22 protein-coding genes and 2 pseudogenes are annotated in these 22,254 nt (G+C 67.7%); 4 read left to right on the top strand and 20 right to left on the bottom strand.

The genetic code is table 11. The features are described from left to right. Positions 1 to 2 precede the first annotated feature (2 nt). The 12 genes and pseudogenes from ACFJI0_RS03745 to ACFJI0_RS03690 all read right to left on the bottom strand — a co-directional run bounded on the left by ACFJI0_RS03745 (position 3) and on the right by ACFJI0_RS03690 (position 9,682). A complete protein-coding gene (locus tag ACFJI0_RS03745) occupies positions 3 to 665 on the bottom strand; it encodes an aldolase (protein WP_382323484.1) in 663 nt (220 codons plus the stop codon). After that, positions 662 to 1,930, bottom strand: a complete 1,269-nt coding sequence (gene otnK, locus ACFJI0_RS03740; RefSeq protein ID WP_382323483.1) for a 3-oxo-tetronate kinase — start codon at positions 1,928 to 1,930, stop codon at positions 662 to 664. Before otnK ends, ACFJI0_RS03745 begins: the two co-directional genes overlap by 4 nt. Beyond that, on the bottom strand, positions 1,927 to 2,817 hold the full coding sequence (gene ltnD / locus ACFJI0_RS03735; RefSeq protein WP_382323482.1) for an L-threonate dehydrogenase: 891 nt from the start codon (positions 2,815 to 2,817) through the stop codon (positions 1,927 to 1,929). The genes otnK and ltnD overlap by 4 nt, the downstream gene beginning before the upstream one ends. A gap of 20 nt (positions 2,818 to 2,837) precedes the next feature. Beyond that, positions 2,838 to 3,551 (bottom strand): alpha/beta fold hydrolase, encoded by a 714-nt coding sequence (locus tag ACFJI0_RS03730; protein WP_382323481.1) that lies wholly within the window; start codon positions 3,549 to 3,551, stop codon positions 2,838 to 2,840. 19 nt (positions 3,552 to 3,570) lie between these two features. Next, positions 3,571 to 4,164, bottom strand: a complete 594-nt coding sequence (locus tag ACFJI0_RS03725) for a cupin domain-containing protein (RefSeq protein ID WP_382323480.1) — start codon at positions 4,162 to 4,164, stop codon at positions 3,571 to 3,573. Positions 4,165 to 4,192: 28 nt separating this feature from the next. Beyond that, positions 4,193 to 5,026, bottom strand: coding sequence for a carbohydrate ABC transporter permease (locus ACFJI0_RS03720; RefSeq protein ID WP_382323479.1), 834 nt, complete (start codon positions 5,024 to 5,026; stop codon positions 4,193 to 4,195). Beyond that, entirely contained in the window at positions 5,023 to 5,913 is an 891-nt protein-coding gene (locus ACFJI0_RS03715; protein ID WP_382323478.1) for a carbohydrate ABC transporter permease, read from the bottom strand. Before ACFJI0_RS03715 ends, ACFJI0_RS03720 begins: the two co-directional genes overlap by 4 nt. Before the next feature lie 12 nt (positions 5,914 to 5,925). Continuing rightward, on the bottom strand, positions 5,926 to 6,234 hold the full coding sequence (locus ACFJI0_RS03710; RefSeq protein WP_382323477.1) for a hypothetical protein: 309 nt from the start codon (positions 6,232 to 6,234) through the stop codon (positions 5,926 to 5,928). Between the two features lie 115 nt (positions 6,235 to 6,349). Then, positions 6,350 to 7,261: pseudogene (locus ACFJI0_RS03705) on the bottom strand (ABC transporter substrate-binding protein); the annotation flags it as partial. Between the two features lie 23 nt (positions 7,262 to 7,284). Further along, the gene (locus tag ACFJI0_RS03700) at positions 7,285 to 8,379 is read right to left on the bottom strand and encodes an ABC transporter ATP-binding protein (RefSeq protein ID WP_382323476.1); all 1,095 of its coding nucleotides are present in this window, start codon (positions 8,377 to 8,379) and stop codon (positions 7,285 to 7,287) included. After that, on the bottom strand, positions 8,379 to 8,813 hold the full coding sequence (locus ACFJI0_RS03695; protein ID WP_382323475.1) for a VOC family protein: 435 nt from the start codon (positions 8,811 to 8,813) through the stop codon (positions 8,379 to 8,381). Before ACFJI0_RS03695 ends, ACFJI0_RS03700 begins: the two co-directional genes overlap by 1 nt. A gap of 80 nt (positions 8,814 to 8,893) precedes the next feature. Further along, a complete protein-coding gene (locus ACFJI0_RS03690) occupies positions 8,894 to 9,682 on the bottom strand; it encodes a FadR/GntR family transcriptional regulator (protein ID WP_382323474.1) in 789 nt (262 codons plus the stop codon). A 126-nt stretch (positions 9,683 to 9,808) separates the two neighbouring features. Between ACFJI0_RS03690 and ACFJI0_RS03685 the strand changes: the two genes are divergently transcribed. Further along, positions 9,809 to 10,660, top strand: coding sequence for an alpha/beta hydrolase (locus ACFJI0_RS03685; RefSeq protein ID WP_382323473.1), 852 nt, complete (start codon positions 9,809 to 9,811; stop codon positions 10,658 to 10,660). Here the strand turns inward: ACFJI0_RS03685 and ACFJI0_RS03680 are convergent. Continuing rightward, positions 10,650 to 11,669, bottom strand: coding sequence for a bile acid:sodium symporter family protein (locus ACFJI0_RS03680; RefSeq protein WP_382323472.1), 1,020 nt, complete (start codon positions 11,667 to 11,669; stop codon positions 10,650 to 10,652). The two genes, ACFJI0_RS03685 and ACFJI0_RS03680, sit on opposite strands and share 11 nt — an antisense overlap. 107 nt (positions 11,670 to 11,776) lie before the next feature. On the opposite strand from ACFJI0_RS03680, the gene ACFJI0_RS03675 reads away from it, so the two are divergent. Further along, the gene (locus tag ACFJI0_RS03675; RefSeq protein WP_382323471.1) at positions 11,777 to 12,772 is read left to right on the top strand and encodes a LysR substrate-binding domain-containing protein; all 996 of its coding nucleotides are present in this window, start codon (positions 11,777 to 11,779) and stop codon (positions 12,770 to 12,772) included. A gap of 64 nt (positions 12,773 to 12,836) precedes the next feature. Continuing rightward, positions 12,837 to 15,884 (top strand): transglycosylase domain-containing protein, encoded by a 3,048-nt coding sequence (locus ACFJI0_RS03670; protein ID WP_382323470.1) that lies wholly within the window; start codon positions 12,837 to 12,839, stop codon positions 15,882 to 15,884. A gap of 22 nt (positions 15,885 to 15,906) precedes the next feature. Here ACFJI0_RS03670 and ACFJI0_RS03665 read toward each other — a convergent pair whose 3' ends face one another. The 4 genes and pseudogenes from ACFJI0_RS03665 to ACFJI0_RS03650 all read right to left on the bottom strand — a co-directional run bounded on the left by ACFJI0_RS03665 (position 15,907) and on the right by ACFJI0_RS03650 (position 18,137). Continuing rightward, positions 15,907 to 16,629: a GntR family transcriptional regulator gene (locus ACFJI0_RS03665; RefSeq protein WP_382323469.1), complete on the bottom strand. Its 723-nt coding sequence runs from the start codon at positions 16,627 to 16,629 to the stop codon at positions 15,907 to 15,909. A 51-nt stretch (positions 16,630 to 16,680) separates the two neighbouring features. Next, entirely contained in the window at positions 16,681 to 17,382 is a 702-nt protein-coding gene (locus tag ACFJI0_RS03660) for a tripartite tricarboxylate transporter substrate binding protein (protein WP_382323468.1), read from the bottom strand. A 52-nt stretch (positions 17,383 to 17,434) separates the two neighbouring features. Continuing rightward, positions 17,435 to 17,587, bottom strand: a pseudogene (locus ACFJI0_RS03655) (tripartite tricarboxylate transporter substrate binding protein); the annotation flags it as partial. A 103-nt stretch (positions 17,588 to 17,690) separates the two neighbouring features. Then, complete coding sequence (locus ACFJI0_RS03650) at positions 17,691 to 18,137, bottom strand: cupin domain-containing protein (RefSeq protein WP_382323467.1); 447 nt, start codon at positions 18,135 to 18,137, stop codon at positions 17,691 to 17,693. An 86-nt stretch (positions 18,138 to 18,223) separates the two neighbouring features. Here ACFJI0_RS03650 and ACFJI0_RS03645 point away from each other — a divergent pair, with 86 nt between their 5' ends. After that, a complete protein-coding gene (locus tag ACFJI0_RS03645) occupies positions 18,224 to 19,132 on the top strand; it encodes a LysR family transcriptional regulator (RefSeq protein WP_382323466.1) in 909 nt (302 codons plus the stop codon). 21 nt (positions 19,133 to 19,153) lie between these two features. Here ACFJI0_RS03645 and ACFJI0_RS03640 read toward each other — a convergent pair whose 3' ends face one another. From ACFJI0_RS03640 to ACFJI0_RS03630, 3 genes are all read right to left on the bottom strand, one after another. Continuing rightward, the gene (locus ACFJI0_RS03640) at positions 19,154 to 20,065 is read right to left on the bottom strand and encodes a Bug family tripartite tricarboxylate transporter substrate binding protein (RefSeq protein WP_382323465.1); all 912 of its coding nucleotides are present in this window, start codon (positions 20,063 to 20,065) and stop codon (positions 19,154 to 19,156) included. A 53-nt stretch (positions 20,066 to 20,118) separates the two neighbouring features. Continuing rightward, positions 20,119 to 20,991 (bottom strand): dihydrodipicolinate synthase family protein, encoded by an 873-nt coding sequence (locus ACFJI0_RS03635; protein ID WP_382323464.1) that lies wholly within the window; start codon positions 20,989 to 20,991, stop codon positions 20,119 to 20,121. A 116-nt stretch (positions 20,992 to 21,107) separates the two neighbouring features. Further along, the gene (locus tag ACFJI0_RS03630) at positions 21,108 to 22,238 is read right to left on the bottom strand and encodes an MFS transporter (RefSeq protein ID WP_382323463.1); all 1,131 of its coding nucleotides are present in this window, start codon (positions 22,236 to 22,238) and stop codon (positions 21,108 to 21,110) included. Positions 22,239 to 22,254 lie beyond the last annotated feature (16 nt).

Here is a 22,254-nt window from a genome sequence, read left to right as displayed (position 1 = left end):
TCCTACCAGCGGGCGCCAAATTGGCGGCGCAGTTCTTCGATGTGTGAGGCGTCGAGCGGCGCCGCGTGGGCGCCAGCCAACTGAAACAGCCGGGCCGTTTCCTCCAGCTCTTCCAGCGCCGCCATGGCGGCCCCGGGCGTGTCGTGCCAGACATTGGGGCCCAGCCGGGACAGCATCACGGCGCGGATCGGCGTGCCGAGCGCGCCATAGCGCGCAATGACCCGAGCGACCTCATCGGCGGCCTCAGGTGCGCCCGGGCGGCGGTAGTCGATCACCGGCACATGGCCCACCTTCATCACGAAGTACGGTGTGAGCGCCGGCAGCAGTTCGGGCGACGGTCTGTGCAGCGTCAGGGCCACGCAGTGGGTGGAATGCGTGTGGATGACGCATTGCGTGCCGGCATCGAACACGGTGGCCGCCTGGTAGATGCTCGCATGCAGCGCGATGGTCTTGCTGGCGCGGTCGCCGCTGACTTGCCGCAGGTTCCCATCGAGCCGCGCCAGCCGCGCCGGATCCAGAAAGCCCAGGCAGGCGTCAGACGGCGTGATCAGGAACCCGTCGTCCAGGCGCACGCTGATGTTGCCGGCCGTGGCATGAACGTACCCGCGCTCGAACAGGCTGGCGCCGATGCGGCAGATCTCCTCCCGCGCGTTGGCTTCGTTCATGCCAGCACCTGGAAGGCCTTGGTGAAGAAATCCTCGCTGCCGAAGTTACCGGACTTCAGTGTGAGATGCAGGCCCACGCCGTCATCGCTTGTCGCATGGCACCAGGGCACCCCGGGGTCGATCTGCGGCCCGATCTGCATCTGGACAATGCCGAGCGCCTGCACGCAGGCGCCGGAGGTTTCGCCACCGGCCACGACCAGCTGCCGCACACCCAGCGAGACCAGCCGCCGCGCGATGCCGGCGATGCATTGTTCGACCAACGCGCCCGCCTCCATGCCGCCGAGCCTGCGCTGGGTGGTGCGCACCGAGTCGGGGGCCGCCGTGGAGTACAGCAGCACGGGCCCGGCGCCTTGCGCCAGCAGCGGCGCGGCCCAGTCGAGCGCGGCGCCTTCCACGTCTTCACCGGCCGCGATGCGCAGGGGGTCCAGCGCGAAGGCAGGTTGACCCGCCGCGATGAAATGCGCCACCTGCTGGTTGGTGGCCTGAGAGCAGCTGCCGGACACGATGGCCCGCAACCCTGCCGCCGCGGGCAGCGCACTGGCCTGGGCCGATGGCGCCAGCCCATGGTTGGGCGGCAGGCCGATCGCCACGCCGGACCCGGCGGTGAGCAGCGGCAGATCCGCCAGCGCAGGCCCCAGGCGAAGGAGATCGTCGTTGGACAAGGCGTCGACCACCGCGATGCCCACCCCGCCGCGCCTGAGCGCCTCGATCCTGGTGCGCACGGCTTCGGCGCCCGCCGCCACGGTGCGGTAGTCGATCAGCCCCACCGTGCGGCGGCACTGCGCCTGCAGCACCCGCACCAGGTTGGCATCGGTCATCGGCGTGAGCGGGTGGTTTTTCATGCCGCTGTCGCTCAGCAGCGCGTCACCGACAAACAGATGGCCTTTGAAAACCGTCCGTCCGTTGTCCGGGAACGCCGGTGTGGCGATGGTGAAATCGCAGCCCATGGCGTCCATGAGCGCGTCCGTCACCGGTCCGATGTTGCCCTCGGGTGTGCTGTCGAAGGTCGAGCAGTACTTGAAGTAGATCTGGCCCGCGCCTTGCGCATGGAGCCAGCGCCAGGCCGCCAGCGACTGCTCGATGGCCTCGCGCGCCGGAACCGTTCGGGACTTGAGCGCGATCACCACCGCATCCACCTCGGCGCCGAGCGGCCCGGCAGGCACGCCAATGGTCTGAACCACCCGCATGCCGGCGCGCACCAGGTTGTTCGCCAGATCGCTCGCCCCGGTGAAATCGTCTGCGATGCAGCCCAGCAAGAGCGTCATGACGGGCTGACCGGCAGTTCGATGCCGGGAAAGATCTTGATCACGGCGCTGTCGTCCTCTCTCGCGAAACCGGCGGTCGAGGCTTGCATGAACATCTGGTGCGCGGTCGAGGACAGCGGCAGGGGAAACTTGCTGGAGCGGGCCATGTCCAGCACCAGGCCGAGGTCCTTCACGAAGATGTCGACCGCCGACAACGGCGTGTAGTCGCCCGCGAGCACATGGGCCATGCGGTTCTCGAACATCCAGCTGTTGCCCGCGCTGTGCGTGATGACCTCGTACAGCGCGTCGGGATCCACGCCTTCCCGCAGCCCCAGCGCCATGGCTTCGGCCGCCGCGGCGATGTGCACCCCCGCCAGGAGCTGGTTGATGACCTTGACCTTGCTGCCCGCGCCGGCACGGTTCCCCAGGCGGTACACCTTGCCCGCCATCGCGTCGAGCACGGCATCCGCCTTGGCATAGGCTTCGGGCCGGGCCGAGGTCATCATGGTCATTTCGCCGCTGGCGGCCTTGGCCGCACCACCGGAGATGGGGGCGTCGATGTAAAGGATGCCGCTGCGCGCCAGACGCTCCTCGAAATCCTGCGAGACCTTGGGGTCCACGGTGGAGCACATGACAAAGACACTGCCGGCCTTCATGGTGGCCGCCACCCCGTCGGCCCCGAACAGGACGCTCTCGGTCTGCGCGGCGTTGACGACGACCGAGATCACCACGTCGCTGGCGGCCCCCAGTTCGGCCAGCGTCGCGCAAGCGGTGCCACCGTCGCTGGCGAACGCCAGCGCCACGTCCGAGCGCACATCAAACACCTGCAGCGCGAAGCCCGCGCGGCGAAGCGACTTCGCCATGCCAAGGCCCATCGCGCCCAGTCCCACCACGCCAACATGGCTCATTTCAGTTCTTTCAGAAGGGTTCAAGTCAGGAAATCGACGACGGCATCGCTGTTCGTCAACATCATCAGATGACCGCCCGGCGCCTGGATCACAGGCCATCCCGCGGCGCTCGCCACGGCGGCGTACCGGAGATAGGGCTGTGGGTTCCGGTCACTGGCCAGCAGATACCGCCCGGGAAAGGCGGTCACGTCGGCCTGGGGCACGGTGACGGGTTCCGAGAAGGTGCGAAACGGCTGCGGTGTGAGCTGGCGGGCCACCGCCTGCGCCATCTCCGGCGAGGGCAGTTGAAACTGCGCGACGTCGGGCAATGGCATCCACCAACCTTCGCCCTGCGTGGCGGCGGCCTTGACATAGCGCTCGGCCGCCTCGGGCGTGGTGAGTTCCAGCATGGCCTGGCCCGGCGTGGGAATCACGGCTTCCAGCCAGGCGATCTCGGCCAGGCGCGAACCCAGGCGGTGCAGCAGGGCCGGGCCGAGCAGGCCGGCATAGGAATGCAGCACCAGGGTCACGTGTTGCAGGTCAAGCGCTTCGATGAGCTGCGCCACATCGTTCACATGGGTGTCGGCGCTGATCTCGCGGCTGAGTTCGGCGCGCCGATGGGCCAGGCCGCTCAGCGTGGGCGCGAAGGTCCGGCGCCCACGCTGCTCCAGCTTGCGGGCGACTTCCTGCCAGCACCAGCCACCGTGCCATGCACCGTGCACCAACACCACGGGGCCTTCGTGCGTCGATTGCATGGGCGTCACGACCTCGCGATCAGACATCCTGAGCCTGCGCGGCCATGCCATCGGGGCTGAAACCCGCCCCCACGGCCTTGGCCTTCTCGGCCAGCGCGGCGTCCCACTTGACCCGGCCCGGCGTCTTGCCCCCCAGGATGGAGACCAGCATGCCACCGGTCACCGGGTCTTCACCGTCCAGGCTGCGGAACGCGCGGTGGACGAAGGGCGGTACGCTGATGGTGTCGCGTGGACCCAGCGTGACGGTATGCGTCTTGCCCGTGGCGCCATCGATCCAGTCGACCTCCCAGCGACCGGCCTGCACGACGAACACCTCTTCGCTGTCGTGCCAGTGCATGGCCGCGCCGCAGCCTTGGGGAGCCACGATGTAGTCCACGTGGAAGTTCTCGGCGGCGGCGATGCTGGGCTTGAAGTTCGGGTCGTCGGTGACACCGGACCCGATCACGCTGTACAGCGTGCGCTCGTGGCCCTTGACGTAGGTGTCGACGAAGGCGCGCGGGCTGGCGGGAATGCCGCCCCAGCGGGCCACGCGCCTGGCCATCTCTTCCGGAGAAAGGGCTTGGGAGGGAGCGACGTACTCGTCCCAGGAATCGATCAATGCTTGTCTGTCCATGGTGAGGTCCTTCAAGGTTTTTGGGCTGTCAACCTTTGACGGCGCCCGCAGTCAGACCGGTGATGATCTGTTTGGCGGCGACGAAGGTGAAGATGAGCGGAGGCAGTGCGATGAGCACGCCCGCGGCCATGATCTTTCCCCACTCCACGCCGGTGTCGGTGATGTAGTTGGAGATGGACGCTGGCAGCGTTCGCGTGATCCGGTTGGTCAGGATGAAGCTCAGGATGAACTCGTTCCAGGCCAGGCGGAAGGTGAAGATGGCCGCCGCCGCCAGACCGGGCTTGAGCAAGGGCAGGACGATCTTGTAGAACACCTTGAAGGGGCCGCAACCATCGATGGCCGCGGCCTCCTCCAGTTCGATGGGCAGCTGGTCGATGAACCCATACAGCAGCCAAATCGTGAACGGCAGGTTCAGCGCGACATACACAAGCACCACCCCGGACAGCGTGTCACCGATGCCCCAGGCGGACCAGATGACGAACACCGGCACCGCCAGCACGGCCGGCGGCAGCGTGCGCAGGATCAGCGTCGAATAGCTCAGCGGCTCGCGGCCCAGGAATCGGAAGCGGGCCATGGCGTAGGCGCACATCGTGCCCAGCATCAGCGTGATCAGCGTCGCCGCCAGGGACACCTTCAGGCTGTTGAGCATGTAGCGCTCGATGTGGTTGTCCTGAACCACCGAACGGTAGTTGTCCAGCGTGGGCGCGAACAGCCACGACCACTGGGTGTCGAAGATCTGCGCCTCGGTTTTCAATGACGTCATCGTCATGATGACCAGCGGCAGAAGACACGAGGTGCGCAGCAGCGTCAACATCAGGTAGTGCAGCGGGGAACCGCGCGGCACTGTTTCGGGATTGCTCATCGACGGGCCTTGGTTTTCAGCGGATTGGAGATCAACAGGATGGCGATGGACAAAGCCGAGACGATGACCAGCAGGAGAATCGACAACGCCGAGGAATAGCCCAGCTTCTGGCTGATGAAGGCCGCCTTGAAGATGTGCAGCGAGAACAGCTCGGTGCTCAGGCCAGGGCCGCCGAAGGTCATGACGTAGATCACCTCCAGGCCCCGGAATCCGTCGATCATTCGCGCCAGCAGCGTCACGATCAGGATGGGTTTGAGGATCGGCAGCTTCACCCGGACGATCTGTTGCCACCAGTTCGCGCCGTCGATGCGCGCCGCTTCCATGACGCTTTCATCCAGGCCCTGCAGCCCGGCCAGCACCATGATGAGCACGAAGGGCGTCCATTGCCAGATGTCGGTGACCACCATGGCCGTGAACGCCAGCACGGGATCGGCCAGCCAGGCCTGGGGCGAAAGCCCCATCCACGAGACAGCATGGTTGACGGGCCCGAAGTTGGCATCGAACAGGTAGCGCCAGATGAGGCCCACGCAGATCGGCGCGATCATCATGGGCAACACGAAGATCGTGCGGAAGAAGCGCATGCCGCGCACCGGCTTCTCCAGGAACAGCGCGAGCGCGACACCCAGCACGAGCTCCGCGGACACCGCGATCAGCACGAAGGCGACGGTGACGCCCATCGACGTCCACACCTGCTCGGACTTCAGCATCTCGACAAAGGCATCCAGGCCGACGAACCTGGCGGTCTCGAAGTCGGTGCCCAGCGACCAGTCGTAGAAGCTGAGCTGCACCGCGCTCAGGATCGGGTACATCAACCCCGCCAGCATGACCAGCACGGCCGGCAGGATGTAGATGTAAGGCGTCAGTCGCGCCAGGCGAGCGGATGTCATCGGGCGCCTGCCTCAGCTCTTGAGCCAGCCGCCCTGGCGCACGGCGTCCTCGGCCGCTTTCACGGCGGCATCCAGCGCCTGCTTGGCGGGCTTGCGGCCGGTGATGACGTCCGGCAGGGCCTGCCCGATGATCTGCTGGCTGATGTGGTCCCACTCGGGGATCAGCGGCCGCCAGTCCGGGTTGGCGATCTTCAGGGACTCGCGCAGCGCCGGCAGCTCCAGGGCGTACTTCTTGCCGACGTCCGCGTTGTCCAGCGTGCTCCAGCGGTTGATGTTGCCACCCGACATCGCGATCTTGAGATCCGCCTGCTTGCTGGTCATCCATTGCATGAAGAGGAAGGCCGCGTCCTTGTTGCGGGCGTTCTTCGGGATTGCGCATGGCGAAGCCGCCGCTCTGAGCGGAATGCTGGGTGCCCTTGGGGTGCACGGCGTAGCCGACCTTGCCGGCGATGCGGCTCTTCGCCGGGTCCTGCACGGGCCCCATGATGGCGACCGAATCGAGGTACATCGCGGCCTGGCCCTGCAGGAAGGCGTTCTGCATTTCGCCGAAGCCGTAGCTCGGGATGCCGGCGGGACCGGTGTCCACGATTTCCTTGAGGATCTCGGCGGCGCGCACGCCTTGCGCGTTGTTGAACGCGGCCCGCCAGTTGCTGTCGAACACCTCACCGCCATGGGGCGTCAGGTGCAGCAGCCAGGCGGCGGTCACCTGATGCCCGGTCTGCCCGCGCGAGGTGAGACCACCGATGCCTTCCTTGTCCTTGATGACGCGGCAAGCCGCCAGCAGGTCGTTGTAGGTTTTCGGCACCGCGATCTTGTGCTTTTCCAGGATGTCCGTGCGGTACGCCAGCACGCCAGTCTCGGCCCCGAACGGAATGCCATAGGGCCGGGCACCGGGTCCGGGCAGGTACATCTTGGGCCCGCCCACCAGCGCGTTCGTTTCCCAGTACTTTCCGATGATGTCTTTCTGGTCCCAGCCGGGGTCGGCCAGGGCCTTGTTGGCGAAGTAGCCGTCCAGCGGCTCCAGCAGGTCCTTCTTGACGTATTCGGTCTTCCACATCACGACGTAGACCGCCACGTCGTAGTCGCCGTTGCCCCGCTTGCCCATCTCGAGGACCTGCTTGTCCTTCATGCGCAGGTACTGCATCTTGTCGCGCTCGACCTTGATCCCGGTCTCGGCCGTGAATTCGGCGAACAGCTTCTCGGCCTGGTCGTAATGGGGATGCGCCGGGTAGTTGACGACGATGGTCTGGCCCTTGTACTTGGCGTAGCGGTCCTGTGCCAGCGTGTGCACCCAGGGTCCCAGGGCCGCGCTTGCGGCGGCCCCTTGAAGCAGTTGACGTCTTTTCATGCTGGTGTCTCCGGTTGGTTGAATCAAAGGCCGAGGGATCGGCCGTGCTCGCCCGGTTCAAAGGCGTAGAGGCTTTCGAGCGAAACATGGACAGGAACCGTCTGACCGATGAGCCCCATGTGATTGCCCGGCGCGGTCAAGGTGACGGCCTCGTCCTGGAGCGAACCGCTGAGCACGCTCTCGGTGCCCAGGTACTCGCAGACATGGACCCGCAGGGAGAATCCCAGGCCCTGATCGCTGGCACCGAGCCGGATGGACTGGGGGCGGATGCCCAGCACGACCGGCTGGCCGACGAAGCCTTGCGCCGCGGCCACCATGGCCCCGGGCACCTCGCCGCCGAAACCGGCGCCCTCGAAGCGCAGTTGTCCGTCGATGCGCCTGACCGTGGCGTTCAGGAAGTTCATGGTCGGACTGCCGATGAAACCCGCCACGAAGCGGTTGAGCGGGCGGTTGAAGACCTCGTCGGGACTTCCCATCTGCTGGATGCACCCCTGGTCCATCACCACGATGCGATCGGCCAGCGTCATCGCCTCGATCTGGTCGTGCGTGACATACACCGTCGTCTTGCCGAGCCGGCGGTGCAACATCGCGATTTCGATGCGCATGTGACCACGCAGCTTGGCATCCAGGTTGGACAGCGGCTCGTCGAACAGAAAGACCTTGGGCTCGCGCACGATCGCGCGCCCCACTGCCACCCGCTGGCGTTGGCCGCCGGAGAGCTCCTTGGGCTTGCGGCCCAGCAGGTGCTGGATGTTCAGCACCTGGGCCGCCGCGTCCACCCGCTGCGCGATAACGGACTTCGGCGTGCCGGCCAGCTCCAGCGCAAAGCTCATGTTCTGCGCGACGTCCATGTGCGGATACAGCGCGTAGTTCTGGAACACCATGGCGATGTCGCGGTCGGCGGGCGTGGCGGCGGTCACATCGCGGCCATCGATCAGGATGCGCCCCGACGTGGGCGACTCCAGGCCGGCAATCATGCGCAAGGTGGTCGACTTGCCACAGCCCGACGCCCCCACCAGCACGATGAATTCGCCGGCGGCGGCGCTCAGGTCCATTTCCTGGACCACCTGGACATCACCAAAACGTTTGGCGATTTTTTGAAGTTGCAAATAGGACATCAGTGCGCAGCGGGTCGGGTCGAGGGGCCGGCCAGCGTGAGCTCGGCCGAGTGAAAGGTGAGTTCGATCTTCAGCCCCACCGGGTCGTGCAGAAACACCTGGTGCAAGGGCATGCCGGGCACGGGCGCCTCCATCCAGTCGACGTCTTGCGCCGCCAGGTGCTCGCGGGTTTCCTTCAGCCCCGTGGCGCGCAACGAGACGTGATTGAGCTTGCCGGTGGGCAAGGCGCCGCAAGGTTCGGATTCACCCGGAGGCGCGTTGCCGGCGAGATGCACCAGGGCCTGCTGGTCCGCGTACAGCCAGTGCCCAGGGAACGGAAACGCCGGGCGATCGCCCTCACGCAGCCCGAGCACGCGGACGTAGAAATCCCGCAATTCCGGCAGCCGGTCCTCGTGCACGCGCAGGGTGAAATGGTCGATGTGCTGGATGTGCATGTCACACCTCGCGGGATATTGATATGGTCATCATATGACTTTGGACCGCCATCGACATCATGGTTATCCCTTAGTCGAGCTTAGGGGGACGCGTCGGGCGCCAGGCCGCTCATCAGCACCCGGGCCAACACGGCGCCCTCCTGGCGCCAGAACGCGGGGTCGGCTTCCTCGATGCGGCGGATGGCGTTGTTCATGTGGTCGAAGGCGGCCGCCCGGGCCGCGGCGGGGTCGCTGGCCTCGATGGCCGCCAGAATGGCCTGATGCTCTTCCTTCACCTGGCGCGCGAAATCGCCGCGCCGGGCCTCGTTGGCGCGTGTCACGCGCGTGGCCCCATGGAGGAACCGGCTGAGGTACTGCAGCGTGCTCAGAAGAAAGGGGTTGCTCGCCGCATCGGCGATGGCGCGGTGAAACGCGACGTCTTCCTGCACCCCGTCGCCGCCCGCCTCCACCGCCTTGTCCAGGGTCGCGATGGCCTGCCGGATCTGCCGGACGTCCGCCGCCGTGCGGCGCTGCGCCGCCAGGCCGGCCACCTCGGCTTCCAGCGCGCGTCGGACTTCGACCATCTGAATGACCGCTTCTTTCGACACCGCATAGCTCGCGTCGAAGCTCAGCGGCGGAATGGTGGCCTCCAGCACATACACACCACTGCCCTGGCGCGAATCCACCAGGCCCACCGACTTCATGCGCGACACCGCCTCACGCACGACGGTGCGACTGACGGAGAACTGCTCCGCCAGTTCGGGCTCGGTCGGCAGCTTGTCGCCGGGGCGCAGCCGCCCCGAACGGATTTCCGCCGTCAACGCATCGGCCACCCGCTCGGAAAGCCGGGCACTGGGTGCGATGGCGGGAAAGTGCGGCGTGACGGACATAATGGGCCTCCAATATTCATACTACGACTTTATCGCATGGGCCGAACTTTAACCCCCGATCTCCTCGCCGCGTTGCAATATTGGGGGCCTCGCTGGCACCTGGACATCACGGCCGGGCGGGACGCCATGTTCGAAGCGTGGGCACCGCTGCTGCGCGCCAACGCCATCGAACCCACCTTGAGGGACATGCCGTACGGGCCGCACGCGCGCCAGGTGCTCGATGTGTTCGCACCGCAGGGCGCGAGCGACCTGCCCATTCTGGTGTTCGTTCATGGCGGGGCGTTCGTGCGCGGCGACAAGGACCAGACGCCCTGGATCCATGCCAACGTCCCCGCGGAGTTCGCCAGACAGGGTTTTCTGGCGTTCAACGTCGAATACCGCCTCGCCCCGCAGGCCAGCTGGCCGGCGGGGGCGCAAGACGTCCGGGACGCGCTCCTGTGGATCGCCCGGCATGCCGGGCAGTGGGGAGGCGACCCGAAACGGATCTTCCTGATGGGGCACTCCGCGGCCTGCGCCCACTGCGCCAGCGCGGTCTGGGACGACCGGGTGCGGCCGCCGGAGGGACTGCCCGTCGCCGGCCTCGTGCTGCTGAGCCCGCGCGTGGTGGCCGACACCCGCGCCGACAACCCCAACGCCCACGGCGTGCGCGCGTACTACGGCGAGGACCCATCCCTGTACGCGGGGCGCGAGCCGATCGGCCTGGCGCGGCCGGACGCGCCGCCCACCCTGATCGCCCTGGCCCAGTACGAGAACCCGTTGCTGGATTTTTATGCGCTCGATCTGGCGCACCGCCTGGCGACGGTGGCGGACCGCCAAAAGGGCCCCATGCCCCGCGTCATCCAGCTCATGGACCACAACCACGTCAGCGCCGTGGCCCAGTTCAACACCGCCTGCAACGATCTGGGGGAGCAGATCCGCGACTGGTTCGAGCGTGTTCTTCGGGGCGACTACGGCGCGCGCAAGCCCCTCAGCGCCTGAGCGCCGGCGCTGACGGGGTGAGGCCCTCGACCGCCGTGGCCTGATCGCCCTGCCGGCGCGCATACCGCTGCGCCATCACCCCGCACACCATCAGCTGCATCTGGTGAAACACCATCAGCGGCAACACGATCGCGCCCGCCACGGGCGCGGCAAACAGCACGTTGGCCATGGGCACGCCGCTGATCAGGCTCTTGGTCGATCCGCAGAAGACGATGGCGATCTCGTCTTCCTTCGAGAAGCCCAGCCGGCGGCTGCCCCAGACCGTGAGCGTGAGCACCAGCGCCAGCAGCACCGCGCACACGGCCAGCAGGCCCAGCAGGGCCGTCAGCGGCAGTTGCGACCACAACCCGGCGATGACGGCGTGGCTGAACGCCGCGTACACCACCAGCAGGATGGAGCCCTGGTCCACCACTTTCATGATGGAGGCGCGGCGCTGCAGGAAACCCGACACCCAGGGCCGCATCAGATGGCCGGCAATGAAGGGCAGCAGGAGTTGCACGCTGATGCGGCCCACGGCCTGCAAGGGATCGCCCATGGCGGCGTTGTGCGTCAGCAGCAGACCGAGCACGAGGGGCGTGAGAACCACGCCCAGCAAGGTCGAGGCCGAGGCGCTGCAGACGGCCGCGGGAATGTTGCCGCGCGCCATGGAGGCGAACGCGATCGCCGACTGGACCGTGGCGGGCAGCGCGCACAAGTACAGGATGCCCATGTAGAGGTGGGGCGTCACCAGCGGCCGCAACAGCGGCGCCAGCACCCAGCCGAGCAAGGGAAACAGCACGAAGGTGGTGGACACCACCATCAGCTGCAGGCGCCAGTGCCCGATGCCCGCCCAGATGGCCGCTCGCGAGAGCTTCGCTCCGTGCAGAAAGAAAAGCAGGCTCACCGCCACCGTGGTGGCCCAGCTCAGCGCCTGGGCGAACCCGCCTCGGGCCGGCAACAGGCTGGCCAGAACGACGGTCGCAACGAGGTACAGCGTGAAGTTGTCGGGCAGCAGCCGGGAACGGGCCATGGCAGGGGCGCGCGGCGTCGCGCGTGTCAATCGGTGGGACGGCCATTGAACCGCAGCCGCCGACGACAGTAAAATGAATTTATCGGATCCATTGATACCAATATCAAATGAATGTCAGCTTGCGGCAGTTGCGGGTCTTCAAGGCCGTCGCCTCGCAGGGCAGCTTCACGCGGGCGGGCACCCACATCGGCCTGTCCCAACCCGCGGTCAGCCGCTGCGTGACCGAACTGGAACAGCACCTCGGGCTCAAGCTGCTCGACCGCACCACGCGCGAGGTGGTGCTGACCGATGCCGGCCGCAGCCTGGCCGTGCAACTCGAACGCGTGCTGGAAGACCTGGATGCCGTGCTGCAGGAGTCGCGAGGCCAGGCCACGCAGCGCCATGGCCGGGTTCGCGTGGCCAGCAGCCCGACCTTGTCGGCCAACCTGCTGCCCGAATGCATCGCGCGCTGCCGCAGCGAACACCCGGGGCTGGACCTGCTGCTGCTGGATCGCATCCAGCACGATGCCCTGGCCAGCGTGCTCGCGGGTGAGGTGGACTTCGGTGTGGTGATCGACACAGGCGCGCGCGACGACCTGCAGGCCGAGACCATCCTGTCCGAGCCCTTCTGCCTCGTCTGCCCGCCTTCACACCGCCTGGCCCGGCGCCGAGGCGCGAAATGGGCGGATCTGGCCGGCGAATCGCTGGTGCTGCTGGACCACGCCTCCGGCAGCCGGGGCCTGATCGACGAGGCCTTGCGCCTGCACGGCGTGGAGGCCTCCGTGGCGCAGGAAGTGGGCCACGTCACCACCATCTTCCGCATGCTGGACGCCGGCCTGGGCATCTCGGTCGTGCCCATGCTGGCCTTGCCGCCCGCGGGGCTGCAGGGCCTGGTGATGCGCCCGCTGCTGCCCCGCATCGACCGGCACATCGCGCTGGTGCGCCGCGCCCACCGGACCTTGACCCCCCCGGCGGAGCTGGCCTGGCGACTGGTTCGCCAGGTCGCCGCCGAGCGCACCGCACCCCGCAGGCGTGACAGCCATCACACCGCACCCGTCCCCGTCGCGGTGGCGTCGCCGCCGGTCCGGTCTGCCCGACAGCGCACCCGCGCAGGTGCAAGATGACCCTGGGCACGGTCCACACACGCACAGGATCCGCACAGGGGCTTTGAAGCCAATGGAACACAGCATGGTCGAACCACAGATGGAGGCAGCGCCCAACAAGGGCCACGCCGGTGACCCACCCGGGTACCAGCGCCCACCCGGCTTTCGCCTGCGGTGGCGGGTGCTCCTGCTGGTCCTCCTGATCCTGGGCGCGGTGGCCGCGCTGCTGCTGCGCCGGGAGATGCAGACCTCGCACTGGCAGGCGCGGGAACTGCACGGCTATGCGGCCACCCTGAATTCCCACGTCGCCCCCGGTCCGGCCGACCCCATCCGGTTCCCCACGCACGGCCCGTTCGACGAACGCATGGGTTACACCAGCCTTCCGGCCTTCACCACCCGCCTGCAGGAGCGCGGCTTCGAGATCGCGGAGCAGTCGCGCCAGGACGATGCCCTGCGAACCCACCTGGAGCGCGGCTGGTTCGCCCCCTACGCGGAGAAGACCCACACCGGCCTGACCGTGTTCGACTGCAGCCGGGAATCGCTGCACGCCTTCCGTTACCCCTACCGGCGCTTCGAGAGCTTCGAGAGCGTGCCCGCGGTGGTGGTGCAGGCCCTGCTCTTCATCGAGAACCGCGACCTGCTCGACCCCGAGCGCCCGCAGATGAACCCGGCGGTGGACTGGCTGCGATTCACGCGCGCGGTGCTCGCGCAACTGGGCAGCCACATCGATCCCGACATCGACGCCCACGGTGGCAGCACGCTGGCCACGCAGATCGAGAAGTACCGCCATTCGCCCGGCGGCATCACGCACGACGCGCGCGAGAAACTGCGGCAGATGGCCTCGGCCTCGGTGCGGGCCTACCAGCAAGGCACCGACACGCTGCCGGTGCGCCGCCAGCTCGTGCTGGACTACCTCAACACGGTGCCGCTGTCGGCGGCGCCCCGCCATGGCGAGGTGCATGGCCTGGGCGACGGCCTGTGGGTGTGGTTCGGCACCGACTTCGATCGCGCCATGGCCGCGCTCTCGGCCCCTGGCGACGGCGCGGCCCGTGGCCGCGTCCTGCGCCAGGCGGTGGCGCTGATGATCGCCCACCGCCGGCCCTCGTGGTACCTCGCGCAGGGCCGCCAGGAACTCGACCGCGCCACCGACGCCCACCTGCGCCTGCTGACCGAGGCCGGCATCATCGACGCCGCCTGGCGCGACGCCGCCCTGCGGCAGAAGCTGGTGTTCCGCGACATCGCCAAGAACCCGCCGCTGCTGCCGGCCGCGGCGAGCAAGGGCACGACCGCCGTGCGCACCCGGCTGGCCGGCCTGCTCGGCACCTCGCTCTACAGCCTGGACCGGCTCGACGCCCAGGCCAGCACCACGCTGAACGGCCAGCTGCAGGACGCGGTCAGCACCTACCTCGGGCGCCTGACCGAGCCGGCCTTCGCCCGCTCGCAGGAGCTGATGGGCGAGCGCCTGCTGCAGCCCGACACCCTGGGCGAGGTGCGTTACAGCTTCACCCTGCTGGAAAGCACGCCGCAAGGCAACCTGGTGCGGGTGCAGACCGACACGACGCAGCAGCCGCTGGACATCAACGAAGGCAGCAAGCTGGAGCTGGGCTCCACCGCCAAGCTGCGGGTGCTGGCGACCTACCTGGAGCTGGTCGCCGAGCTGCACGCCCGGCTCGCGCCGCTGGAACCCGCCGCGCTGAAAGCCACCGAGGTCAGCCCGCAGGACAGCCTGAGCCGCTGGGCCGTGGACTACCTGTCGGGCCCGAACGACCACGGCCTGAGCGCGATGCTGGAAGCGGCGATGGACCGGCGCTTCTCCGCCAGCCCGCACGAGCAGTTCTTCACCGGCGGCGGCCTGCACAGCTTCAACAACTTCAACAAGAAGGACGACGCGCGACAACCCAGCCTGCGCGAGGCCATGCAGGCCTCCATCAACCTGCCCTTCGTGCGCCTGCTGCGCGAGATCGTGCGCCACACCATGTACCAGGGGCCCGGCGACACCGCGCGGCTGCTGGAGGACCACCTCGATCCGCGCCGCGACACCTACCTGGCCCTGTTCGCCGACCGCGAAGGCCAGGCCTTCCTGCGCCGCTTCTGGCGCAAGACCGACAACCGCACCCCGACCGAGCTGAGCGACATGCTGCTCGACGGCCTGCGCCCCGGCGCCGACCGGCTGACCGCGGTGTTCCGCTACCTGGAGCCCACGGCATCGCCCGAAGCCCTGGGCGCCTTCCTCTCGGCCCGCCTGGGCGACAAGGCGCCCGAGGCGCCGCGCGTGGCGCAGCTGTACGAGCGCTTCGCGCTCGACGCCCTCGACCTGCCGGACCGGGGCTACGTGGCCCGCGTGCACCCGCTGGAACTCTGGCTGGTGGCCTACCGCCGGCAACACCCTCGGGCCACGCTGGACGAGGCGGTCGCCGCCAGCGCCGCCGAGCGCCAGGCGGTCTACCGCTGGCTGTTCCGCACGCGCGCGAAGGACGCGCAGGATGCCCGCATCCACACCATGCTGGAGGTGGAAGCCTTCCTGGAAATCCACCGCCGCTGGACCCGGCTGGGTTACCCCTTCGGCCATCTGGTGCCGTCGCTGGCCACGGCCCTGGGCAGCTCCGGGGACCGGCCCGCCGCCCTGGCCGAGCTGATGGGCATCATCGTCAACGGCGGGGTGCGCCGGCCCACGCTGCGCATCGCCGACCTGCGTTTCGCGCAGGGCACGCCGTGGGAAACCGCGCTGCGGCCCACGCCGACGGAAGGTGAGCGCGTCATGGCGCCCGAGGTGGCCCAGGCCTTGAAGAAAGCCTTGTCGGAAGTGGTGGAAGCCGGCACCGCCCGCCGGCTCTCGGGCAGTTTTCAGTCGGCTTCGGGAGAAGACCTGTCGCCCGGAGGCAAGACCGGCACCGGCGACAACCGCGTGGTGGTGAACCGGCGCGGTGGCGTGGCCCTGAACCGCACGGCCACCTTCGTGTTCTACCTGGGACCACGGCACTTCGGCAGCGTGACCGCCTATGTGATCGGACCGGACGCGGCCGGCTACCGCTTCACCTCCGGCCTGCCGGTGCAGATCCTGCGCTCCATGGCGCCGGTGCTGATGCCCCACCTGGACGGCAGGCCCGGCAGCGGTTGCCCGCGCGAGCCCTGAGGCACCGGTGATCGTCGGCGCCTCAGAAGCGCCGGCCTGTGCGCGATCGCCGGGGGGCGGGCCGCTTCTCCAGCCAGTCCACGACGAACGCCCCGGACGCCTGGATGTGGGTCCGCATCGCGTCTCTGGAAGCCAGTGCGTCTCTCGCCACCAAGGCCTCGACGATGGCGGCGTGGTGCTCGATGTTCTTTCGCATCCGGGACTCGTGCATGCCCAACACGGTCATGTTGAGGATGTTCCGGGTGTAGTCCAGATGCAGATCGCGGATGCTGCGTTCCAGCGAGGCATTGCCGCAGGCGCTGTAGATCAGCGCATGAAACGCCTGGTTCTTGACCACCCAGTGGCGCATGGGCTCGGCCGCCGTCGGACAGGGCGCACCGCCCGCGGCGTTGACCGTCTCATGGAGGGCTCGAACCGACGCCACGCATTCGGCATGGACGATCTGCAACCGATGCAGGTCGGCGTCCGATATCCATCGGGCCGCCAGCTCCGTCGCCATCCCCTCGAGCTCCCCGCGCAACCAGTAGTTGGCGCCGATGTCCTTGGTGGTGGGGGCAAGCACCGTGGCGCCATAGCGCCTTTGCTGGACGACCAGCCCCTTGATCTCGAGCTGCCGAAGCGCCTCTCTCACCGGCGTGCGGCTGACGTCGTACTCCTCCGCCAGGGTCTCCTGCCGGAGCTTCTGTCCTGGCGCATAGGTGCCGTTGAAGATCTTCGCCGCGATCGACTCGACCAGCTGCTGCAACCGGTCCGTCTCGCCAGGCTCTCGCTTATCCATCCGCACGCTCCCGCCTCGTTAGCGAACGCCGAAAACGTCCTTCCATTTCGCGACCTCCTTGCGCATGCGTGTCTGAAAGGCTTCGGCGCCCGCCGGCATGGGCTGGCCGCCCTGCATGAACAGCACCTGCATGCCTTCGCTCCTGAGCACCTTGGCCATGGCCTCCTCCAGCCTCTTGACGATCGCCGGGGGGGTGCCAACGGGTGCGACCACGCCGGAAATGGACCCCACGTCAAACTCCGCGCCGAGCTGCTCGGCGACGGTCGGGATGTTCGGCAGTCTCGGCACGCGCTGGCTCGAGGTGACGCCCAGCGGGCGCATCCTGCCCGACTCGACAAAGGGCCCCACCACCACCGTCTCGACCGCCGTGACCTGCACCGCCTCCGACAGCAAGGCATTGGCGGCCTCCGCCCCACTCTTGTAGGGCACGTGCAGGAAGGTGGTGTCGGTGGCTTGCTGCAGCGACGCGAGCACCTGGTGGATCGACGTCCCCAGTCCTGAACTCGCGAACGCGACACCTTCGCGCTGCTGCCTGGCCAGCGCGACCAAAGAGCGCAGATCGCGGATGGGCGACTTCTCGGACACCACCAGCACCAGGGGCGTGTTGGCGATCATCGAGATGTAGGTGAAGTCCTTGATGGCGTCGTGATTGAGCGCCTTGTTGATCAGCGGATTGACCGCCACCATGCCATTGGTCATCACCATCAGCGTGCTGGCCATCGGCCTTGGCGCGCGCGACGCTGCCGGCGGCGATGTTGCCGCCCGCGCCAGGCTTGTTGTCCACCACGACGGGCTGCCCGAGCTCTTCCTGAAGCAGCTTCGCGACCGTGCGGGCCGTGACATCGGTGATGCCACCCGCACCAAACGGCACCACGAGCGTGATGGGCCGGGTCGGCCAGTGCTCGGCAGCGTGGGTGGGACCCATCAGGTGGATCGCGAGCATGGTGCCGACCAGCACCTTTTGGAAGAAGGACATGAACACGGTTTTGCCTCTTTGGAGTTCTGAAAATGGACCGCTGCTGTGGTGCTCAGCGCTCGAGATCCGACGCGGTCAGTTCCGGGACATCACCCTGGATGTTCATGCGCCCCTCGTAGACGGGGCGCGCCCCGCTGGTGGGCCCCTGGTACTGGACGAAGAAAATCGTGCCGCCGGTCTCGGTGGTGAGCGCCTCTTCGATGTGGGGGTCCGGGTGGAAGACCACCGTGCCCGGGCCGAACAACTTGCCACCCATGTCGAACTCGCCCTCGATCACATACCAGACCTGCGCGAAATCGTGTTTGTGCAGCTTGAATCCCGCGCCAGGCTCGTAGCGCAGGAAGCCGGCATTGGGTTCTGTCGGGCACTCGGGCCGCGTGTGGAACAGGAACTTGGTCTTGTTCTTGAAACGCCCCATCTCCCACCCCATGTCTTCCGGGCGGCGGTACTGGGGCATCTGGTGGACCAGCGGGACGACGGTCGAATCAACAATGCTCATGAAGGGACTCCTGTTAAAAAGAAGCGGCATTCTAGGAACGCTCGCGAAAAATTACTGGATACAAAAATCCACTGTGGAGACACCCCATGGACCTCAGACAACTGCGCCAATTCGTCGTGCTGGCGACCGAACTCAACTACCGAAAGGCCGCCGAACGCCTGAACATGACGCAGCCCCCTCTGAGCATTGCCATCAAGCGGCTGGAGTCCGATCTGGGCGTGCAGCTCTTCGAGCGCGATCGCCTGGGCGTTCGCCTGACCATGGCGGGTGGCGTCTTTCTCGGCGAAGCCCAACGCCTCCTCGATGGCGCCGAGGCCGCGATCAAGGCCACGCGCGATGCCGACCAGGGCCGCATCGGCAGCTTGCGGGTGTGTTCCGTCCCCAGTGCATCGCTGGAACTGCTGCCCGTCCTGCTGCACCGTTTCGCGGCCAGCTTTCCTTCGGTTCGCCTGCACCTGAGCAGTGGCAGCACCGTGGGGATCCTGGGTGAGCTGCAACGGGGCGAACTCGATGCCGCTTTTCTGGTGCCGCCCTCTTCCGGTGTCCCCGGCATCGAGTGGATGGCGCTGCCCCGGCAGCACCTGGTCCTGGCGGTCCCGTCCCACCACCCTGTCGCGAACCGGAAAACCGTCAGGCTCTCCGAATTGGGCGAAGAGACGCTGGTGACCCTGGCCCATTCCGACAGCCCGGGTTTCGCGGGCGAGGTCATGGCCCTGTGCCGGCGCGACGGCTTCCACCCCAAGGCGCTCCAGGAGTCTTCGCATGCCTTGATCACCCTGCCCCTCATCGCGGCGGGCCTGGGCATTGCCATCGTGCCCCAGGCCTCGCGCCGCATCGCCATCGACCACGTGCGCTTCGTGCCGCTGACCGACTCTGAAGACCAGGCCTTGACCTACCCCCTGGCCCTGGCGACGCCCTCCAGATCGATCAACCCGGCCGTGCCCTGGTTCGTGGACACGGCCCGCGACGTGCTGGCAGCGCCACCCGGTTTCTGAAGCCGCGCGGCGCTCTCGCGCCTACCTGGCCGCCGGCTTCAGCAGCGCGGCCCACTTCGCCTGTTCATCGCGAACCCGTTTTTCGAAAGCGGCCTGCGTGGGGTCGACCGCTTCGCTGCCCTTCGAGTAGATCTTCTCCTGCACCAGGGGGCTGGCGGCGACCTTGGCGATCGCGGCATTGAGCCGCTTCACCACCTCCGCGGGGGTTCCAGCGGGTGCCGCGACGCCCGAGAGCGAGCCGCCTTCCACGCTCTTGCCCAGCGCCTCCTTGACCGTCGGGATGTCCGGCAGATGGGCCAGGCGCCTGGAGGAGGTGACCGCGAACGGGCGGATCTGCTTGGACTCGACAAAGCTGACCGCCGTCACCGCCGAAATCGCCGTGACATCCACCGTGCGGGTGATCACCGCCGTCAAGGACTCGCTGCCGCTCTTGTAGGGCACCGGCAGCAGCTGGGTGCCCGTCGCCTGCTGAAGCAACTGGAGGACCTGGTAGTTGTCCGAGCCCTCGCCCGCCGTCGAGAAACTGAGCCTGTCCTTCTCGGCCGCCGCGGCTTTCATCAGTTCGGGCAGCGAAGCGTACGGACTGTTCGGATGGACCGCGAGGATGGTGGGCGTGTTCGCCAGCATCGCCACGTACGTGAAGTCCTTCCGGGGGTCGTAGGCCAGGCTGGGATAGATCAGGGGATTGACCGCGAACATGCCATTGGTGATGACCAGCAGCGTGTGCCCATCGGGCCGGGACTTGGCGACGACACCGGCCGCAATGCCGCCCCCCGCGCCAGCGCGGTTCTCCACCACGACCGGTTGACCGAGTTCACGGGACAGCCCCTCGGCGAACACGCGCGCGGTGATGTCGGTGACACCGCCCGCACCGAAAGGCACCACCAGGCGAACCGGCTGAGTGGGGTAGTTCTGCGCGTGCGCGGTGGTCACGACCGCGGCAGCGGCCAGGCAAGATGCCGCCAGGCGGCGAAGGATGCGGGTCATCAGATGATCTCCATGGTTTCAAGAATGTCTTTCATCGCCGTGTGGAGCGCTGGCGTCAAAGGGGACAAGGGCGCACGCAGCCGCCCCGCCGGCACACCGCAGAGCTCGAGCCCGGCCGTGACGGTGCGCGGCAGCCCGTGGTCCATCAGGAAATTCAGCAGCTCGGACTGGCGGGCGAACCAGCGCTGGGCGCCGGCGACATCGCCAGCGGCCATGCAGCGATGGAAGTTGAGAATGAAGGACGCGCAGACGTTGGGCGCGGCCGTGCACCAGCCCGCCGCGCCGTCCTGGAATCCCCGCTGTGCCATGCGGTTCAGGCCGACGAAGATGCCGACGTGATCGGGACAGGCCTCCCGCAGGCGTGCGATCTTGGTCCCGTCGGGACTGGCTTCCTTGATGAGCGAGACGTTCGGCAAGGCCGTGAGCCGGCGCAGAAAATCGACCGGCAGGTCCAGGCCGGTGGTGAACGGGTTGTTGTAGACCATCACCGGGATGGAGACCGCTTCCGCGACCTGCCGGTAGTACTCGAAGATCTCCGCCTCCGTCAGCGTCCAGTACGTGCTGGGCAGCACCTGGATGGCGCTGGCCCCGGCCTCCTGCGCGAACCGGGCATGGCGAATCGTCTGGGCGGTGCCCAGGCTGGACACCCCCGCGAGCACCGGAACGCGGCCGGCCGCGGCCGCCACGGTCGTGCGGATGACGGCGTCGCGCTCGCCGTCACCCAGGTAGGGCAGACAGCCCACGCTGCCCAGCGGTGCGAGGCCGTGCACCCCCAGGTTCACGAGACGCTCGACATGTCGAGCCAGGAGAGCGTGGTCCACCTGGCCGCTTGCATCGCAAGGGGTGAGCAGGTAGCCAACGATGCCATTCATTTGCATAGGGGTTGTTCCGTTTCCAAACTGCACGCAGTCTAGAAACGGCCCCCCTGGCCGTCCAATTCAATCTTTGTGTGCGCTTGATACCTTTCGCCAGCGCGCGGCAACCGGCGTCAGCGCCGGACCAGCGCGGGACGGATGGGTTCCTTCCGCTCCTGGAACAGGACCATGGCCGTCGTGATCGCCATGAAACACACCGAGGCCCACAGGACGCCACTGGCCAGGCCTTTGTCGAGCAGGTAGCCAAACAGAACCGGGCCGATGACACCCCCCACATTGAAACCGGTGGACACGATGCCGAAGGTCTTGCCTTCGGCGCCCGCCGGTGAGGCCGCGCGAACCAGCATGTCCCGGGAGGGGGCGACGATGCCGCTCAGGAACCCGATGGCGCCATAGGCCACGGCGAGCGCCGGCGCGGAGAGCGGGACCTGGATGACCCCCACCACCAGCATCGCGGCCATCGCGAACGCGGCCGCCGCCACGTGGCCATGGCGGGCGGTGCGGTCGGCCAGCACCCCACCGGCGAGCACCCCGATCGCGCTGGCGAACAGAAACACCGTCAAGGCGAGGTTGGCCGCGCCGAGCGAGACATCGAACCCCTGCACCAGAGCCGACACCGAGAACCGCTCGATGGCACCGGTGCTCAGGCTGAGCATGGTGAACAGCAGCGTGAGCACCGCGAGGGTGCGCACCGGCGCCATCGCGGAACCCGTTCGCGGCCGTTCGGCTGCGCGCGGCGATGCGCTGGCCTGGACCACCGGCTCGCGACCGCCCAGAAGCAGGACCGCGAACCCGATGGCGCCGGCCAGGGCCGCGATGGCGAACGACCAGCGAGGCGACCAGGCCAGTGCCGCGCCGACCATGAGGGGCGGCGCCAGCGCGCCCCCCAGGAACCCGGCGAAGGTGTGAATCGAGAATGCCCGGCCCATGCGCTCGTGCGCGATGCCCCGCGAGAGCAGCGAATAGTCGGCGGGGTGGTACACACCGTTCGCCAGGCCCGCGATGGCGATTGCCACGAGCAGCGCCGGGTAGGTGGGCACGGCGGCCACCAGCGCGAACGCGGCGGCACCCAGCACGAGCGCGGCCATCAACATCCGTCGGGCACCCCAACGATCCACGAGGAAGCCCAGGGGGGCCTGCACCACGGCCGAAACGACGTTGAACACGCCAATCGCGACACCGAGCTCCACGAAGCCCACCTGCATGGCAGCGGGCAGCAAGGGCAGCATGGCGGGCACCGCCATGATGTGCAGGTGGCTG

Origin of the sequence: Hydrogenophaga sp. UC242_53 (assembly GCF_042696965.1) — a bacterium.
Classification (GTDB): domain Bacteria; phylum Pseudomonadota; class Gammaproteobacteria; order Burkholderiales; family Burkholderiaceae_C; genus Hydrogenophaga.
The sequence above is the reverse complement of the archived record's forward strand: the minus strand, read 5'-3'. Positions and strand labels throughout refer to the sequence as shown.